Here is a 17,502-nt window from a genome sequence, read left to right on the forward strand (position 1 = left end):
GCCCCGGCCCGCCACCCCTCTTCGAGTGCGGCTGAATCGAGCTTTCCTCTGCGCCCCCTCGGAGCCCCTCAGCCGGTCCTAGCGTGACGCGCAGGTCGTCGATGCGACCGGCTCGCCACCACCCCCAGGCGAGCGTTCGATCCTCGATCCGACGCCCAGCGGAGTGCCCCATGTCCCGTGCCCGAACCGTCCTCCTCGTCACCGCCGCTCTCGTCGCGGGCCTGCTCACGGTGCCGAGCACCGCGCTGGCCGCGGCTCCCGGCACCACTCCCGTCACGGGCTTCGAGAGCGGCTCGCCCGCGCTCACGGCCGTGACCGGCACGGCCTCCACGGCCGTCTCCGACGACAGCACGGAGGGCGACTCGTCGCTCGAGGTCTCGTACGACGTGACCGGAGGGCTCGCCGAGCTCGGCTTCGAGCCGCTGGAGGCGCCCGTCATCCCCGCTCCGGCCTCGGCCCTGACCGTCGACCTCCGCGGCGACGGCTCGTACAACACGGTCTACCTGCGGCTCCGCGACACGAGCGGCGAGACCTTCGTCCACCGCGTCGACGCGATGCGCTCGACCCAGTGGCAGACGCTCACCGTGGACCTGACCGCGGAGCCGGCGGCCCGCGACGGCGGCGACGGCAACGGAGTCATGGACGCGCCGCTCACCGTCGCCGGCGTCCTCGTGGTCCGCAACGGCGAGCAGCCGCCCGCGGGCACCTTCGCCCTCGACGATCTGCGCGCGGACACCACCGGCTGGACCCTCCCCGTCGCCGCGTCGACCTATCTCGCCGCCGGGCAGAGCGCCGCGCTCTCGTTCGACGCCGGCGCGGCCGGCGACTGGGAGCTGCGGCTCGCGGACGCCGCCGGCCTCTCGCGCACCCTGACCGGCACGGCCGCCGCGGCGGGTCCCGTCGCCGTCGACTGGGACGGACGCGACGACTCCGGAGCCGCGATGACCGGCGACGTGCGCGCGGTGCTCCGCCAGGACGACTCGGCCGACGGCTCCCTCGGCGCCGCGACGACCACCGGCGTCCCGTTCCTGCTGACCCTGGCCGCGGCCGACGACCCCGACGCGACCTCGGTGGTCGAGGCCTTCGACGGCGGAGACGCCGGCTGGGGAGTGGCCACCGGATCCGCCACCCTGCGCCGCGCCTCCGCCGCCGAGGCGAAGGGCGGCGCGACCAGCACCGAGGGCATCGACGCGCTCGCCGTCGACTACGACCTCACCGACGGCATGGCCGGCATCACCCGCACCGCTCCGCTCGACGTCGCCACCGGCCCGGTCACGGGGCTGAAGGTCGACCTCAAGGGCGACGGCAGCTACAACACGGTCTACCTCCGCGTCGCCGACGCGAGCGGCGAGGCGTTCACCTATCGGATGGACGCGATGCGGCAGACCACCTGGACCACGGTGCCCATCGACCTCACCCAGGACCCGGTGCTCGCCGAGGGCGGCAACGCCGATTCCGTGCTGGACATGCCGCTGACGCTGACCGGCTTCTCCGTCGTGCGCAACGGCGAGCAGTCCGCCACCGGCTCCCTCGTGCTCGACAACCTGCGCGCGGTGAGCAGCCGGTGGACGATGCCCGTCGCCGACACGGAGTTCCTGGTGCCGTCGGAGGGCGGAGTCGCGAGCCTCGCGTTCTCGGCCGCCACGGCCGGCGACTGGATGATCGTCCTCCGCGACGGCACCGGCCGCAGCCGCTCCCTCACCGGCACCCTCGCGGAGCCCGGCGAGACCGCCGTGCAGTGGGACGGCAAGGCCGACGACGGCCAGGAGATGGACGGCCCGATCCGCAGCACCTTCCTGCAGGACTCGAGCCCGGACGGGCAGTTCGCCGCGACGCGGACCCGCTCGGCGACTCCGACCCTGCTGACCGTCGCCGCGGCGCAGCCGTCGACGACCAGCGTGGTCGAGGGCTTCGAGGGCGCGGCGTCGGGCTGGAGCGTCGCGATGGGCTCGGCGGCCGTCTCGCGCACCAGCGCGCAGAAGACCCAGGGCTCCTACGCCCAGCGGATCGACTACGACGTCTCGTCGGGCCTGGTCGAGACGGTGCAGAGCACCCCCGCGACCGTGATCGCGAAGCCGGCCTCGTCGCTCCGGATCGACCTCAAGGGCGACGGCACCTACAACACCGTCTACACGCGCCTCCGCGACGCCTCGGGCGAGACCTTCACCTACCGTCTCGACGCGATGCGCTCGACGGCGTGGGCGACGATCGACGTCGACCTCACCGCCCCGGCCGCGCTGATCGAGGGCGGCGACGGCGACCAGGTGCTCGACTTCCCGGTGAAGCTCTCCGGCGTGATCATCGTGCGCAACGGCAGCCAGCCCGCCACCGGGACCGTCGTGCTCGACAACCTGCGCACCCTCGCCACCGGCTGGTCGCTGCCGGCGGCCGCGACCGCGTTCTTCACCCCCGGTTCCTCGGCGACCACCTCGTTCTCGTTCACCGCGGCCGGCCCGGGCGACCACCGGCTCGAGCTGCGCGACAAGGAGGGGCGCGTGAAGACGATCACCGGGCGTGCGGCCGCGGCCGGACCGGTCACCCTGACCTGGGACGGCTCGGACGACTCCGGGACCCGCATGCGCGGCGACGTCAGCGGCGTCTTCTCGCAGGACGGGACGGACGACGGCGCTCTCGCCTCGAACGCCACCCGCAGCGGGATCCCGCTCCTGCTGACCCTCGCCGAGATCGACGCGGACGCGAGCCTCGCGCAGTCCTTCGACTCCGCCGGGACCGACTGGGTGCAGGCCGCCGGCACTGCCACCCCCTCGACCTCGGCCACCCGCACCGAGGGCTCGGGCGCGCTGAGGATCGCCTACGACCTCTCCCGCGCCGACGCCGAGATCGAGACCGCGACGACTCCGGTGCCGCTGCTGACGCAGCCCGCGACCGCGCTCAAGGTCGACCTGCTCGGCGACAGCAGCTGGAACACCGTGTTCCTCAAGCTGCGGGACGCCACCGGCGAGATGTTCTTCTACCGGGTCGACGCGATGAGCCTCAGCCGGTGGACGACCGCGACGATCGACCTCCGGTCGCCCGCCGCGAACACCCACCTCGGCAACGACGACGGCGTGCTCGACTACCCGGTCTCGCTGGTGCGGATCAACGTGGTGCGGAACGGCGCCTCGGCCCCCGCCACCGGCACCGTCGTGCTCGACGACCTGCGCGTGCTCGACAAGGACTGGACGCTGCCGACCGCGAGCGCCCCGCGCTTCTCGCGCGAGAACGCGGCCACCACGACCGTCCGCTTCACCGCGGGCGGGCCCGGCGACTACGCCCTGGTGCTGCGCGACAGCGCCGGCCGCACCCGCACCTTCGGCGGGACCGCCGCCGCAGCGGGCGAGATCACCGCGACCTACGACGGCACCGACGACAGCGGAGCCGCGATGGCCGGCAGCATCGCCGGCCGCCTCACCTGGGACACGACCGCCGACGGCGCACTCTCGGGAGCCGCCACGGCGACCCGCCCCTACCTCACCGGAGTGAGCGCCCGCGTCACCGAGGCGTCGCCCACGTCGATCAGCGGCATCAACAGCTTCCTCACCGAGCAGGACTCGCCCGTCGAGGCCGACCGGCAGGCCGCCCTCCTCGAGGACGCGCAGGTGCGCTGGGCGCGCGAGGAGTTCGAGTGGAAGCGCGTCGAGCCGCGGAAGGGCTTCTTCGACTGGGCGAAGTTCGACCAGGCCGTCGCGATCAGCCAGGCGCGCAACGTCGACATGATCGCCAAGCTCGCCTACTCGGCGCCCTGGGCCTCCTCGGCTCCGGCCGGCACCGCGGCGGAGGACGCGCAGTACTACCCGCCCCGCAGCAACGCCGACTTCGCGGCGTACGCGGCGGCGACCGTGGCCCGGTACAAGGACCGCGTGCACGTCTGGGAGGTGTGGAACGAGCCGAACACCGACTACTACTGGCGCGGAGGCGCCACGGCCGGCCAGTACGGCGAGATGCTGAAGGCCGCCTACACGGCGATCAAGGCCGTGGACCCGACCGCGACGGTGCTGGTCGGCGGGCTCGACCAGTTCAGCGACCCGTTCATGGCGGGCGTGCTGGCGGCCGGAGCGGGCGACTCCTTCGACGGACTCGCGATCCACACGTACACGGTCGACGGAGCGCCCGAGACCGGAGCGATCCCGACCTACCTCGACGCGGCGCAGAACTTCCTCGCCCGCAGCGCGCCGGGCCGGAGCCTGTGGATCACCGAGGTCAGCTGGGCGACGTGCACCACCTGCACCGGCGCCACCAGCGAGGCCGACCAGGCGTCGTACCTCTCGCGCTCCTACCTCGACGCCGCGGCCCGCGGGATCGAGGCGATCGCCTGGTACAACCTCGTCGGCGGCCCCGACCCGCAGGCGCCGCTGGACACCTTCTCGGTGACCGAGCGCTCCGGACGGCAGAAGCCCGCCTACGCGGCGCTGAAGGAGGTCGGCGCGGTCCTCGCGACCGGCACCGCGGTCGGCCGGGCGAGCGCGACCGCCTCCGCCTCCCCGGTGACGGTCGACGACCTCTCCTCCACGAGCGGATGGGCCGTGGCTCCGATCGGCGGCGGGTCCGCCTCGCTCGCCACGACCTCGACCGGCTACTCCGGCTCGGGCGCGCTGAAGCTGACCTACGACTTCTCCGGCGCCTCGAAGGGCGCGCAGCTGCACACCTCGCGCACCCTCCCCGGGTCGCCCACGGCGGTCTCGGTCCGGGTCAGCGGCGACGCGAGCACCAGCCCCGTCTACCTGAAGCTGCAGGACGCGACCGGGGAGACCTTCCAGGGCCTCGTCGGCAACGTCGGCGGCTCGCCGTGGCAGAAGATGACGCTGTTCTCGGACGGTCTGAACGCCAACTACACGCACGCGGGCGGCGACGGCGACGGAGTGTGGGACTACCCGGTGAAGCTCGTGGACGCGTTCGTCTACAAGGCGATGTCCGGCATCTCCTCCGGCACGGTCTCGATCGACGACGTGACGGCCGACTACGGGGTGAACCTGCACGGGACGGTGCTGCAGACGCCGACCGAGACGGTGCAGGCGCTCTTCACCGCGGGCCCGTCGACGGCCTCGGTGCAGGTCTCGGGGGCGACGGCGTCGATCCGGACCACCGCGGGAAGCACGCCGCTGACCGTCGCCGACGCTCACGCGACGGCGGCACTCGGCCGGACGCCGACGTTCGTGGTCTCGGCGCCGGGGATCACCCGCCCGGGCGGCACGACGACGCTCGACTGGATGACCGGCGACGGCGCGACGACCAGCGTCGCGGTGCTCACGGCGTCCGGCGGAGTCGCGAAGCAGCTGACCTCGTCGATCCGCCACCTCGCGGGCCGGCAGACCCTCGCCTGGGACGGACGCCTGACGAACGGCGCGGTCGCCCCGGCCGGGTCGTACAGCATGCGCATCACGACGACGACTCTCGACGGGCGCACCGGCGTGCAGAAGGTCGCGTTCACGCAGCCCTGACGCGGGCCGCTGCGGGACGGCCGCTCCTCGACTCTCCAGAAGTTGTCGCACTCGGGTGTCGAGTGCGACAACTTCTGAGGTCTCGGGCCGGCCGTCCTCCTCGACCCTCCAGGAGTTGTCGCATTCGGCGTCGAGTGCGACGACTTCTGGACAGTGGGGAGCGACGGCCGGCGCTCAGAGGGTGGCGAGGATGGCCGCCGCCGCCACCGTGGCGGCGTCCGTCACGGGCGTGTCGATCAGCGAGCCGCGGACGGCGCCGATGATGCTCGCGGTCTTCTCGGCCCCGACCGCCACGCCCACGGCGTGCAGCACGGCCGCCAGGTCCTCGCGGGAGACGCGGACCATCCGGTCGCTGCCGGGGGACTCGAGGGCGCTCCCGTCGGCGTGGAAGAAGCCGAGGCACGCGGAAGCGCACCGCCCCCGGAGAGACGGTGCGCTTCTGCGGCGGATCAGACCGCGACGAGCCAGGTGAGCTGCGAGTGCGGCTCGACGATCAGCGGGCCCAGCTCCCTGTTGAACTCGGCTCCGTAGTCGGCCGAGATGTGCGCCTGGAAGGCGTCCTCGTCGCGGTAGACCTCGTAGACGAAGAACCGGGCCGGATCGTCCTCCCGGCGGTAGGGCGTGAACTCGACGTTCCCCGGCTCCCGGCGGACCAGGACGGCGAGGTCGGCGATCATGCCGGCGACCGTCTCCTCGTGGCCGGGCTTCGCCGTGAACTCGGCGTAGAGGATGCGGGCGCTCATGCCGTCGCCGCCCCGGTCATGATCGCGACCGCGTCGGTCATCGAGTGCGACTGCGGGGTGATCGTCGCGGCCTTCTTGCCGAGGCGCTGGATGTGGATCCGGTCGGCCACGTCGAAGACGTGCGGCATGTTGTGGCTGATCAGGATGACCGGGATGCCGCGGTCGCGCAGGTTGCGCACGAGCTGCAGCACCTGGTTCGACTCGCGGACGCCGAGGGCGGCGGTCGGCTCGTCGAGGACGACGACCTTCGAGCCGAACGCGGCGGCGCGGGCGACGGCCACGGCCTGGCGCTGTCCTCCGGAGAGGTTCTCGACCGGGACCGTGACGTCCTGGAGCGTCGAGATGCCCAGCTCGGTCAGCTCGGCGCGCGCCTCCTTGCGCATTCCGGCGGTGTCGAGCATCCGGAAGACGGAGCCGAGGATCCCCTTCTTGCGCTTCTCGCGGCCGAGGTACAGGTTCGAGGCGACGTCGAGCGCCGGGGAGACGGCGAGGTTCTGGTAGACCGTCTCGATGCCGGCGCCGCGGGCGTCCTGCGGGCGCTTGAACGAGACGGGGCGGCCGTCGAGGAGGATCTCCCCCTCGTCGGGGATCTCGGCGCCGGTGAGGCACTTGATCAGCGTCGACTTCCCGGCGCCGTTGTCGCCGATGATGGCGAGGACCTCGCCGGGGTAGAGCTCGAGGCTGACGCCGTCGAGCCCGACCACGCGGCCGAAGGTCTTGACGAGGCGCTTGGCCTGCAGGACGGGGGTGCGGGCGGCGGCGGGAGCGGTGCCCGCGGCATCGATGAGGGTCACTTGCGAACCTTCCGGATCCACTGGTCGACCGAGACGGCGACGATGATGAGGACGCCGACAGCGAGCGTCTGGTAGAGGACGTCGAGCCCGGCGAGCGAGAGCCCGTTGCGGAAGACGCCGACGATGAGGGCGCCGAGGAGCGTGCCCCAGACCGTGCCGCGCCCGCCGAAGAGGCTGGTGCCGCCGATGACGACCGCGGTGATCGAGTCGAGGTTGAGGTCGGCTCCGGCGTTCGGGCTCGCCGCGTTGGTGCGGCCGATCTGGATCCATGCGCCGATGGCGAGGATCGCGCCGGCGGCGAGGTAGACGCTCATCAGGACGCGGTTCACGCTGATGCCGGCCAGGCGGGCGGCCTCCTTGTCGTCGCCCACCGCGTAGACGTGCCGGCCCCAGGCGGTCTTGCCGAGGATGAACGCGACCACGATGTAGACGAGGAGCATCAGCAGGACGCCGTAGCTGATGCGGACGCCGAGGATGTCGAAGGTGCCGCCGGTGGAGGGCAGCAGGGCCGGCATGTCGGTGCCGCGGACCGTCGAGCCGCTCGAGTAGAGGAGCGTCAGCGCGACGAAGATGTTGAGCGTGCCGAGGGTGACGATGAACGGAGGGAGCCGGAGCTTCGTCACGAGCAGGCCGTTGAAGGCGCCGGCCGCGAGGCCGACGATCAGGCCCAGGAGCAGGGCGACGACCGCCGGGAGCCCGTTCTCGGTCGCGGTCTGCGCGATGACCATCGAGGTGAGGACCATGACCGCGCCGACCGAGAGGTCGATGCCGGCGGTGAGGATGATCAGCGTCTGCGCGACGGCGAGGGTGCCGACCACCGCGACCTGCTGCGTGATGAGCGAGAGGTTCGACGGGTCGAGGAAGCGGTCGTTCAGGAGCCCGAAGACGATGACCGCCAGGACGAGGACGACCGCCGGGCTGACGGCCGGATAGCGGTGCAGGACTCCGCGGACGCGGTCCAGCGGCGTGCGGCGGTCGAGGAACTCGCTCGCGAGGTCGAGTGCGGAGGTCGGCGGATTCGGGTCGGTGGTCTTCTGAGCCACGATGGCCTTTCTGGAGTCGCTGGGAGCGGGAGGAGGAGGGCGGGGCGCCGGAGCGCCCCGTCCGCGGTGGGCTACTCGCCCCAGCAGATCCCGGCGGCGTCGTCGGAGGTGATGCTGTCGAGGCCGTCGACGGGGGTGTCGGTCACCAGCTGCGAGCCGGTGTCGAAGAAGTCGAGGCCCTCGCTGGTGCTGGGCTTGGTGCCGTCCTCGGCGAGCTGGGCGATCGCCTCGACGCCGAGCTGGGCCATCTTCACCGGGTACTGCTGCGCGGTGGCGCCGATGAGACCCTCCTTGACGTTCTTCACGCCGGCGCAGCCGCCGTCGATCGAGACGAGCAGGACGTCCTTCTCCTTGCCCGCGGCCTGGAGGGCCTGGTAGGCGCCGTAGGCGGCGGGCTCGTTGATCGTGTAGACGACGTTCACGTCGGGGTTCTTGGACAGGAGCGTCTCCATGGCGGTGCGGCCGCCGTCCTCGGCGCCCTGAGTGGCCTCGTTGCCGACGATCTCGTAGTCGCCGCCGCTGTAGCTGCCGGTCTTCGCCTCGTCGCCGTTGGTCTGGTCGTCGGCGACGTCGATCCCCATGCCGGTGAGGAAGCCCTGGTCGCGGTTGTAGTCGACCGAGACGACCTTGTCGTCGAAGAGGTCGAGCATCGCGATGGTCGCCTTCTTCCCGTCGAGCTGCGCGGCGGTCCACTCGCCGATGGCCTCGCCGGCCTTGAAGTTGTCGGTGGCGAAGGTGATGTCGACGGCGTCGGCGGGGTCGGGCGCGGTGTCGAGGGCGATCACGAAGAGACCGGCGTCGCGCGCCTTCTGGATGGCGTCGACGACGGAGGGGCCGTTCGGGGTGATCAGGATGCCCTTGTCGCCCTTCGAGATCGCGTTCTCGATGGCCTGGATCTGGGTGTCCTCGTCGCCGTCCTCCTTGCCCGCGGCGAGCGTGAGGTTCACGCCGGCGGAGGTGGCCGCCTCCTTGGCGCCGTCCTCCATCGCGACGAAGAAGGGGTTCGTCGTCGTCTTGACGATGAGGGTGACGCCGACGCCGTCTCCGCTGCCGGCGGTGGAGCCGGCGTCGGACGAGCCGGGACCGGAGCTGGAGCAGGCGGTCATGCCCAGGGCCGCGAGGATCGCGACGGAGCCGAGGCCGATGTACCGGGTGAGGCGAGGGGAACGGTTCGTCATTGAAAGTCCTGTTCATAAGGCGGGAGCAGCCTCCCGACAACGATGTCAGAGGTAGGTCTATCGGGTTGCTGGCGCTAAGGTCAAGCGATCCTCCAGAAAGCGAGACCAGACCGTGACATCGTTGTCAGATCGAAGCGGCGCCGGTGCAGGCCGCCGTCCGACCATGAAGCACGTCGCCGCTCTGGCCGGCGTGGGCATCAAGACGGTCTCCCGGGTCATCAACGGCGAGCCGAACGTGTCGGCCGCCACGATCGAGCGGGTGCAGGCCGCCGCCTCGCAGCTGCAGTACCAGCCGGATCTGCACGCCGGGAACCTCCGCCGCTCCAACGGGCGCACCAACACCCTCGGCCTGCTGGTCGGCAGCGTGGCGAACCCCTTCTCGGGTGCTCTCCACCGTGCCGTCGAGGATCTCGCGAACGAGCGCGGTGTCGCGGTCTTCGCCTCGAGCCTCGACGACGACCCCGCCCGCGAGCGCTCCTCGGTGAACGCGTTCGTCTCGCGGCGCGTCGACGGGCTCATCCTGACCACGGTCGCGCCCAGCCAGGCCTACCTGGGCGTCGAGGTCGACCGCGGCACGCCCGCCGTGTTCGTCGACCGCATCCCCTCGGGCATCACGGCGGACGCGGTGATCACCGACAACGCCGCCGGCATCGCCCGCGCGGTGGGCCACCTCGCCTCCTTCGGGCATCGCCGCATCGCGTTCCTCGGCGACCGGCCCGAGATCTTCACCGCGCAGGAGCGGGAGCGCGGCTTCCTCGAGGAGATGAGCCGCCTCGGCCTGCCGGTGCCGCCCGCGTACGTGCGCCACGGCGCCCACGACGAGCACGCGGCGGAGGAGATGGCGACCGCTCTGCTCGACCTCGAGGTGCCGCCGACCGCCATCGTCGGCGGGCAGAACCTGATCACGATCGGCGTGCTCGCCGCGCTCCGCCGTCGTGGCGCGCACCGAAGGGTCGCCCTGATCGGCTTCGACGACATCCCCCTGGCCGAGCTGCTCGAGCCCGCCGTCTCGGTCATCGCGCAGAACCCCGCGGTCATCGGGCGGACGGCCGCCGAGCGGGTGTTCCTCCGCCTCGACGGCGAGGACGACCCGGCGCAGACGTTCGTGATCCCCACCGAGCTGATCGCCCGCGGCTCCGGCGAGGTGCCCTGCCCCGACTGAGAAGCGGTGGGACGGGATCTGATCTTTCTCGCAGGCCTCTCTTGAATTGTCCGGAGGACAGTCCGTAGATTGCCCAGCAATTGACAACGTTGTCACTCGTGACACGCGCAACGAAGGGCGTTCTTCCGTGCTTTCTCCTCATCGCTCGCTCCCCCGGCGCAGCGGCCTGGTGGCCGTCGCCGCCGCGCTCTGCCTCGTCGGCGGCGGGCTCTCCGTCCCCGCCGTCTCCGCGGCTCCGCTCGACCGCGCCGCGGCACTCGACGCGGCCGCCGAGACCTACCGACCGGCCGTCCACTACTCGCCGACGAAGAACTGGATGAACGACCCCAACGGTCTCGTCTACTACGAGGGCGTCTACCACCTCTACTACCAGTACAACCCGCAGGGCACGCGCTGGGGGAACATGAGCTGGGGCCACGCGACCAGCACCGACCTCACGCACTGGACCGAGCAGCCGCTCGCGATCCCGGGTGACGCGGAGTCGGACATCTTCTCCGGCTCGATCGTCGTCGACAAGGACAACACCTCCGGATTCGGCACCGCCGAGAACCCGCCGCTGGTCGCGATGTACACCGCGGCCTACAAGACGGGGGAGCAGGCGCAGGCCCTCGCCTACAGCACCGACGCCGGGCAGACCTGGACGAAGTACGACGGCAACCCCGTCATCGACCGCGACCAGAACGACTTCCGCGACCCGCACGTGTTCTGGTACGACGGCGGCACCCCGGAGTCGTCCTACTGGGTCGTCGTCACGGTCGAGGCGGACGACCACAAGGTCCTCCTCCACAAGTCGACAGACCTGAAGAACTGGACCGAGCTCAGCGAGTTCGGCCCGGCGAACGCGACCGGCGGCGTCTGGGAGTGCCCCGACCTCTTCCCGCTGGCGGTCGACGGCGACCCCACGAACGTCAAGTGGGTGATGGTCGTCAACCTCAACCCGGGAGCGGTGGGCGGCGGCTCCGGCGGGCAGTACTTCGTCGGCGACTTCGACGGCACCACGTTCACCTCGGAGTCGACCGTCGGCTCCGACACCCTCCCCGAGGGCACGACCCTCGCCGGCTTCGACGACGGCACCTACAACGGCTGGACCGTGGACAACGAGCCCGGGAACTGGAAGAACGGGCCCTTCGCCTCCACTCCCGCCACCGGGCCGATCGACGGCCAGCAGACCGTCACCGGCTTCGCCGGGACGGGACTGATCAACGGGTTCAACGACGGCGACTGGCCGGTCGGCTCGATGGAGTCGCCCGACTTCACGGTGGACCAGGACCACCTGAACTTCCTCGTCGGCGGCGGGAACCACCCGCACGTCGACGGCACGCAGCTCGCCAACGACCCGCCCGCCGGGAGCGAGCTGCTCTTCGACGGCTTCGAGTTCCCGGACCAGCAGGGCCTCGCGGACAACGGCTGGGCAGTGACCGGCGACCTCGCCGGCGGCACCAACCCCTCGACCAGCGGCGGCGAGTTCTTCCTCGGCCAGAAGCGGATCAACACCTTCGACGGCGGACCGAAGGGCGACGACAACCTCGGCACTCTGACCTCGCCGGAGTTCACGATCGACAGGAGCCACGTGAGCATGCTCGTCGGCGGCGGCTTCCGCCCCGAGGGCGACCCCCAGACCCTCGAGGTGCAGCTCGTCGTCGACGGAGAGGTCGTGCAGACCACCGCCGGCACGAACGACGGCGCCCTGAACTGGAAGAGCTGGGACGTCTCGGCCTACCAGGGGAAGGCGGCGCGGATCGTCGTCGTCGACGACGCGACCGGCGGCTGGGGCCACCTCACCGTCGACCACATCGTGCTCGCCGACGCTCCGGCGCAGGTCCGCTCGAACGAGACGAGCGTGAACCTCGTCGTCGACGGGGAGATCGTCCGCACCGCGACCGGCAGCGACAGCGAGTCGCTGGACTGGACGAGCTGGGACGTCGCCGACCTCGCCGGCCGCACGGCGCACCTGCAGGTCGTCGACAACAACCGCGCCGGCTGGGGCCACGTCCTCGCCGACCAGTTCATGCTGTCCGGCGAGCCCGCGCAGAGCCGCCTCGTCGACTACGACTGGCTCGACTGGGGCCGCGACTACTACGCCGGAGTCACCTTCGACAACGCGCCCGACGACAAGCGGATCATGATCGCGTGGATGAACAACTGGCAGTACGGCGAGGCCGTCCCCACCGGAACCTGGCGGGGAGCGATGGCGCTCCCGCGCGAGCTCGCCCTCGAGACCGTCGACGGCGCCCCGAAGCTCGTGCAGAAGGTCGTCGATCAGACCGCGGCCCTCGAGCGCGGCGACGAGGCGTTCACGCTGGGCGCCACGGACATCGCCGACGGTGAGACCGCACTCCCGGCCGCGGCCGAGGGCAGCGTCTACAAGCTCGACGCCACCTTCGGCGCCGGGGACGCGGACTCCTTCGGACTCTCGGTCCGCAACTCCGCTGACGGCTCCCAGCGCACGCCGATCACCTACGACGTCGCGTCCGGTCAGCTGAGCGTCGACCGCACCCGCTCGGGCGACGTCGGCTTCGACGCCGACTTCCCGTCGGTCGAGACCGCGCCGGTGGCCCTCGACGACGGGAAGCTGCACCTCGAGCTCTACGTCGATCACGCCTCTGTCGAGACGTTCGCGCAGGGCGGCCGCGCGACGATCACCGACCAGGTCTTCCCCGATCCGAGCAGCACGGGAGTCTCGCTCCTCTCCTCCGGAGGGACGGCGCGCCTCGAGGGCCTGACGGTCACTCCGCTCACGCCGTCGATGTTCACCGACCCCGCGGCGGTCGCCTCGCTGACCCCCGCGGGCACGGCGCAGACCGTCGAGACCGGAGCGGCGATCATCGGCCTCGGAGTCACCGCGGCGAACGCGGCCGGCGAGCCGGTGGCGGGCGCGGACGTCGCCTACACGATCGAGGGTCCGGCCCGCTTCGCCGACGGAGGCACGACCGCGGCCGCGACGACCGGCGCCGACGGCTCCGCTCCGCTCCCCGCGGCCACGGCGGGTCCCGGCACGGGTGCCGTCTCGATCACCGCGGTCTCGGGAGGCGTCAGCCGGCTCCTCCCCGCCGTCACCGTCGTCGCCCCGGCGACCCGGGTCGACGTCGACGTGACGATCACCGGCGTGAAGCGCGGCGGCTCGGTCGTGCTGACCGCCACCACGACGAACGAGGGGAGCACGCCGGTCCGTCTCAGCATCCCGACGGCCTTCGGTGAGCTGAAGGTCACCTCGCTCGCGGCGGGCCGCACGAAGACGGTCTCGGTCGACACGCACCTCTCGCGGGTGCCGTCGGGCTCGTTCCGCGTGACGGCGACCGCACCGGACGGGACCCGGGAGACCTTCCGGGTGGCGTACCGCGGCACCGGCGAGTAGCGGCGACGGAGGGGGCGGCGGTTCCGGGCTCGACCCGGGGCGGCCGCCCCCTTCTCCGTGCCCGCTGCCGGATCGCGCGTCCGTAGACCGCGTCCGGGCGCCACACCCGGTCGCGGGAGCCGCCGAAGGACGGCCACCGGCCCGGTTAGGGCTCCTCCTCGCGCCGCCCGGTACCCCGCCGCTGCAGCCCTTTCGCTCCGAGCGCGGCGCCCAGGATGAGGATCGGGCTGCCGATCAGGAAGAGCCGGTCCGACGACGCGGGGAACGCGGTCATCAGCAGCCAGAGGACGACGAGTGCGGCGGCGAGGACAGCCCCGAACAGGAGCCAGGGGCGCAGGCGGCGAGTCCCTTCCTCCTCCGACATCAGAAAGGCGCCGATGAGCGGAGGCCGGGAGCGGTCGTCCGGCTGCGAGGAGCCACGCCGCCGGTCGCTGCCGTCCGCGCCGGGAGGAGTCCGTTCATCGCCGTTCCGATCCGGGCCCCGCCGAGGTGATCCGCCGAGCGGGAGCCGGTGGACCCGAGGCCCGTCGCTTCCCACCGGATCACGCCCACCGGGTCCTCCTGCCCCGCACCGACGGCGGTCACGAGGACGGCGGACGTGATGCCCGCGACCGTAGTGCTGACGCCATGTCGGGGACAAGGCTGTTCCACCGCAGGGCGCCGCACCCCTGCGGAGACCGGCCGGCTTGTGGCGCACGCAGCGCGCCACCCGCGCATCCTTCGGCCGACCGCGCCGCCGCGTCTCGCTCCGCGAGTGCCGGATCCGATCCGCCACGAACGGTCGCCACGCGCGGCCGGAGGCGACCGTTCGTGACGGATCGATCGCGGGCCGGGGGTGCGCGCGGGGAGCTCCGGGCGCAGCGGGGTCGTCAGGCGAGCGGCTCGCGGTCGCGCGTCAGCGGGGCGGCCCGCAGCGCGCGCAGGTAGATCCCGTAGCGCCGCAGCTGGCCGGCCGACGCCGCGGCGCGCCCGGATCGCAGCCCGGACAGCCGGTACACCAGCATCCGCGACGCCATGCCCGCGAGCACGACCGCCCGCCAGAACTGCTGCTGCAGGTCCGAGCGCGCCATCCGCCAGCCGTAGAGGTCGAAGAGGTTCACGATCCAGGCGGTGCCGACGCGGCCGTCGACGCCGCTCGAGGAGCCGCCCATCGCGTGCAGGGCGTGCAGGCGCGGATCCAGGACCACGCGCAGGCCCTCGGCGCGCAGGCGGAGGCAGATCTCGACGTCCTCGGCGTACATGAACCAGCGGTCGGTGAGGCCGCCGATGCGGTCCCAGACGGCCAGCGGGATCATCAGGCAGCCGCCGCTCACCCAGTCGACGTCGCGCGGCCTGCCGTGCAGGTCGGCAGCGAACAGGTAGTGGCCCTCGAAGGAGGGGAAGCGCCGGCCGAGGCGGGAGAGGCCGGTCTGGTGCAGGAGCATCCGGCGGACCGTGGGGGCGTGGCCGGCGGCCACGATCACGACGTCCTCGCCCTCGTTCTCGAGGAGGGGGGAGACGGCGCCGATCGTCGGATCGCTGTCGAGGAGTGACGCGAGCGAGCCGACGACCTCCGCCGAGATCTGCGCGTCCGGGTTCAGCAGCAGCAGGTGGCGGCCGGTGGCGTGGGCGGCGCCGAGGTTGACGGCCCGCGAGAATCCGGCGTTCTCGGTGTTCTCGACGACCCGGACGTCCGGGTACTCGGCGCGTAGCACGGCGACGGTCTCGTCGCGCGAGAGGTTGTCGACCACCAGGATCTCGACGCTCTCGTCGCGGCCGGCGAGCGCGTCGAGGCAGGAGCGGATGACGCCGATGCTGTTGTAGGTGACGATCACGATCGACACGGACGGCCCGCTCACGGCAGCACCGCCACCATCGCGGCGCGCAGCCGGGCGACCACGGCGTCCCAGCTGTAGTACTCGAGCACCGGAGCCGGATCGAGCTGTTCCGGCGGGTCGGCGACGAGCTCGCGGATCGACGCCGCGATCGCCGGCACGTCGCGCGGGTCGACCAGGCGGGCGTGCTCGCCGAGGATCTCGCGGAACACGGGGATGTCGCTGGCGAGGATCGGCGTGCGGCAGGCCAGGGCCTCGAGGGTCGGCAGGCCGAAGCCCTCGTCGAGGGTGAGGAAGAGGAACAGCGCGGCGTTCTCGTAGAGCCAGCGCAGCTCCTCCGTCTCGATCCGCCCGAGCAGGCGCACCGAGCCGTCGTCGAGCGCGGCTCTCACGGCCGGGGGGAACTCGGTGCGCACGCCGGAGGCCTCGCCGACGACGAGGAGCGGGAAGGAGGGGGAGAGCACCCCCGAGGCGAGAGCGGCCTCGATCGTGGTCGCGAGGTTCTTGCGGGCGTTGAGGCGGCCGACGGCGAGGAGGAATCCGTCGAGGCCGTCGACGCCGGCGGGCGCCACGGGCTCCGCGGCGGCGAACGCCCGGTTGAGGCCGAGGCCGACGGGCACGGCGCTCGTCGCGGCCGACGTGCGGACGATGCGGCGCGACTCCGCGACGCTGCTCGCGATGACCACATCGGCGCGGCGGACGCTGAGCGGCATGAGCGAGAAGTAGGCGCGCTCCCTCCGGGTGAACCACTCCGGATTCGTGAGGAAGAGGAAGTCCTGGATGAACACCGCGGACCGCCCCGTCAGGGGGGTGAAGTTGTGCGCCAGTGTGATGTCCGGACGCAGCCGGAGAGAGAGAAGGGCGAGTTCGAGAACGGCGCTGATCCCCTGCGGCCGGAGTCTTGTCGGCACTATCCGGGCGAGTCCCGCTAATTCCCGTCTCGCCGTCTCCACCCCCGTCAGGGGGACGGCAATGACAAGTGAATCCTCAGGAAAGAGTCTCGCCCAGGAGAAGGTGATCTCTCGCATGACCTCACGATTGGAGATCGGGCCGCGAATCCACCAATTACCATCGAGCAGGACCCGTAGGGATCCTCGGTGCGAACCTGTGCCGGGCATTCGACCCCTGTCTGGGAATGGGTTCTCGTGGACGTCCCGACTGTAGCGAACGGACTCCTGCACCGGACGCCCACGAGTACCGGCCCGAGGGCCGCCGCACCGAGGAGAGGGCCCCATGAGAGCTCGACGCCGCACTGCACTCGTCCGCTGGGCCGTCGCCGCGCTGGGGGCGGTCGTGGTGCTCAACGCGGTCGTGGTCGCCCAGACGCAGGTGGGCACCGACGCGACCGCCGACTTCCTCAGCTCGGTCACCGCACTGACCAACATCCTCTCGGTGGCCGCCTTCGCGATCGCGGGCCGGAGCGCCTGGAGATCCGCGAGATCCGGGGGCAGGAGGAGCGCCGCGGCGCACGGGGAGTCGCGATCTGTCACCGCGATCCGCACCCTCAACACCGCCACGCTGCTGAGCATGTCGGGCCTGTTCCTGGTGATCTACGGGCCCACCGTTCTCGGCGACCCGGCCCAGCTGAACCCGAGCACGGTGGTGCTGCACGTGCTCGTGCCGGCGCTCGCGCTGGTCGATCTGCTCGCCGTCCCCGGCGCCCGCCCGGTCGACCTCCGGCTGGTCTGGGCGGTGATGGTGTTCCCCGTCCTGTGGTTCGCCTACACCTTCGTCCGGGGCGCTCTCACCTCGCGCTACGTGTACGAGTTCCTCGACCCGGAACTCTCCGGCGGGGACCGGATCATCATCGGGATGACTGTCCTGATCCTCTCGATCTTCTTCCTGATGGGTGTCGCGATCCTGTCCCTCCAGCGGTGGCGGACGGCGGTACGTTCGCCGCTAGTATGAGCGCCGATACCCGCCTTCGGGGGTGCGAGTAGGCCGTCGAATGAATGCTGTGCACCGTCGCATACGC

At 71.8% G+C, this 17,502-nt stretch carries 12 protein-coding genes; 4 read left to right on the forward strand and 8 right to left on the reverse strand.

The genetic code is table 11. The features are described from left to right. Positions 1-170: 170 nt before the first annotated feature. A complete protein-coding gene (locus tag C5C24_RS02930) occupies positions 171-5,438 on the forward strand; it encodes a FlgD immunoglobulin-like domain containing protein (protein WP_104304261.1) in 5,268 nt (1,755 codons plus the stop codon). Between the two features lie 174 nt (positions 5,439-5,612). Here C5C24_RS02930 and C5C24_RS02935 read toward each other — a convergent pair whose 3' ends face one another. The 5 genes from C5C24_RS02935 to C5C24_RS02955 all read right to left on the reverse strand — a co-directional run bounded on the left by C5C24_RS02935 (position 5,613) and on the right by C5C24_RS02955 (position 9,196). Next, positions 5,613-5,906, reverse strand: coding sequence for a sugar-binding domain-containing protein (locus C5C24_RS02935; protein WP_104304262.1), 294 nt, complete (start codon positions 5,904-5,906; stop codon positions 5,613-5,615). Beyond that, positions 5,888-6,181, reverse strand: a complete 294-nt coding sequence (locus C5C24_RS02940) for a putative quinol monooxygenase (RefSeq protein WP_104250283.1) — start codon at positions 6,179-6,181, stop codon at positions 5,888-5,890. The genes C5C24_RS02935 and C5C24_RS02940 overlap by 19 nt, the downstream gene beginning before the upstream one ends. After that, on the reverse strand, positions 6,178-6,975 hold the full coding sequence (locus tag C5C24_RS02945; RefSeq protein ID WP_104250284.1) for an ATP-binding cassette domain-containing protein: 798 nt from the start codon (positions 6,973-6,975) through the stop codon (positions 6,178-6,180). Before C5C24_RS02945 ends, C5C24_RS02940 begins: the two co-directional genes overlap by 4 nt. Further along, on the reverse strand, positions 6,972-8,018 hold the full coding sequence (locus tag C5C24_RS02950) for an ABC transporter permease (protein WP_104275536.1): 1,047 nt from the start codon (positions 8,016-8,018) through the stop codon (positions 6,972-6,974). Before C5C24_RS02950 ends, C5C24_RS02945 begins: the two co-directional genes overlap by 4 nt. A 71-nt stretch (positions 8,019-8,089) precedes the next feature. Further along, positions 8,090-9,196, reverse strand: coding sequence for a substrate-binding domain-containing protein (locus C5C24_RS02955; protein ID WP_104238959.1), 1,107 nt, complete (start codon positions 9,194-9,196; stop codon positions 8,090-8,092). 163 nt (positions 9,197-9,359) lie between these two features. On the opposite strand from C5C24_RS02955, the gene C5C24_RS02960 reads away from it, so the two are divergent. Both C5C24_RS02960 and C5C24_RS02965 read left to right on the forward strand, forming a co-directional pair. Next, positions 9,360-10,358 carry a LacI family DNA-binding transcriptional regulator gene (locus C5C24_RS02960; protein ID WP_104275537.1) on the forward strand — a complete coding sequence of 333 codons (999 nt, stop codon included), beginning with the start codon at positions 9,360-9,362 and terminating at the stop codon, positions 10,356-10,358. Positions 10,359-10,485: 127 nt separating this feature from the next. Continuing rightward, positions 10,486-13,713 carry a GH32 C-terminal domain-containing protein gene (locus C5C24_RS02965; RefSeq protein ID WP_258065026.1) on the forward strand — a complete coding sequence of 1,076 codons (3,228 nt, stop codon included), beginning with the start codon at positions 10,486-10,488 and terminating at the stop codon, positions 13,711-13,713. A 145-nt stretch (positions 13,714-13,858) separates the two neighbouring features. Here C5C24_RS02965 and C5C24_RS02970 read toward each other — a convergent pair whose 3' ends face one another. From C5C24_RS02970 to C5C24_RS17820, 3 genes are all read right to left on the reverse strand, one after another. Beyond that, complete coding sequence (locus C5C24_RS02970) at positions 13,859-14,077, reverse strand: hypothetical protein (protein ID WP_104281277.1); 219 nt, start codon at positions 14,075-14,077, stop codon at positions 13,859-13,861. A gap of 505 nt (positions 14,078-14,582) precedes the next feature. Next, the gene (locus C5C24_RS02980; protein ID WP_181135464.1) at positions 14,583-15,551 is read right to left on the reverse strand and encodes a glycosyltransferase family 2 protein; all 969 of its coding nucleotides are present in this window, start codon (positions 15,549-15,551) and stop codon (positions 14,583-14,585) included. Further along, a complete protein-coding gene (locus C5C24_RS17820) occupies positions 15,548-16,315 on the reverse strand; it encodes a glycosyltransferase family 1 protein (RefSeq protein ID WP_181110129.1) in 768 nt (255 codons plus the stop codon). Before C5C24_RS17820 ends, C5C24_RS02980 begins: the two co-directional genes overlap by 4 nt. Before the next feature lie 445 nt (positions 16,316-16,760). Between C5C24_RS17820 and C5C24_RS17825 the strand changes: the two genes are divergently transcribed. Next, on the forward strand, positions 16,761-17,435 hold the full coding sequence (locus tag C5C24_RS17825) for a Pr6Pr family membrane protein (protein ID WP_181135465.1): 675 nt from the start codon (positions 16,761-16,763) through the stop codon (positions 17,433-17,435). Positions 17,436-17,502 lie beyond the last annotated feature (67 nt).

This window comes from Rathayibacter sp. AY2B3, from assembly GCF_002931755.1.
In the GTDB taxonomy this organism is placed as follows: domain Bacteria; phylum Actinomycetota; class Actinomycetes; order Actinomycetales; family Microbacteriaceae; genus Rathayibacter.

Excerpts from the sequence above, each read along its gene's own strand:
- C5C24_RS02940 (WP_104250283.1), bottom strand. The coding sequence starts at position 6,181 with ATGAGCGCCCGCATCCTCTACGCCGAGTTCACGGCGAAGCCCGGCCAC.
- C5C24_RS17825 (WP_181135465.1), top strand. The coding sequence starts at position 16,761 with ATGAGAGCTCGACGCCGCACTGCACTCGTCCGCTGGGCCGTCGCCGCG.
- C5C24_RS02960 (WP_104275537.1), top strand. The coding sequence starts at position 9,360 with ATGAAGCACGTCGCCGCTCTGGCCGGCGTGGGCATCAAGACGGTCTCC.
- C5C24_RS02930 (WP_104304261.1), top strand. The coding sequence starts at position 171 with ATGTCCCGTGCCCGAACCGTCCTCCTCGTCACCGCCGCTCTCGTCGCG.
- C5C24_RS02955 (WP_104238959.1), bottom strand. The coding sequence starts at position 9,196 with ATGACGAACCGTTCCCCTCGCCTCACCCGGTACATCGGCCTCGGCTCC.
- C5C24_RS02970 (WP_104281277.1), bottom strand. The coding sequence starts at position 14,077 with ATGTCGGAGGAGGAAGGGACTCGCCGCCTGCGCCCCTGGCTCCTGTTC.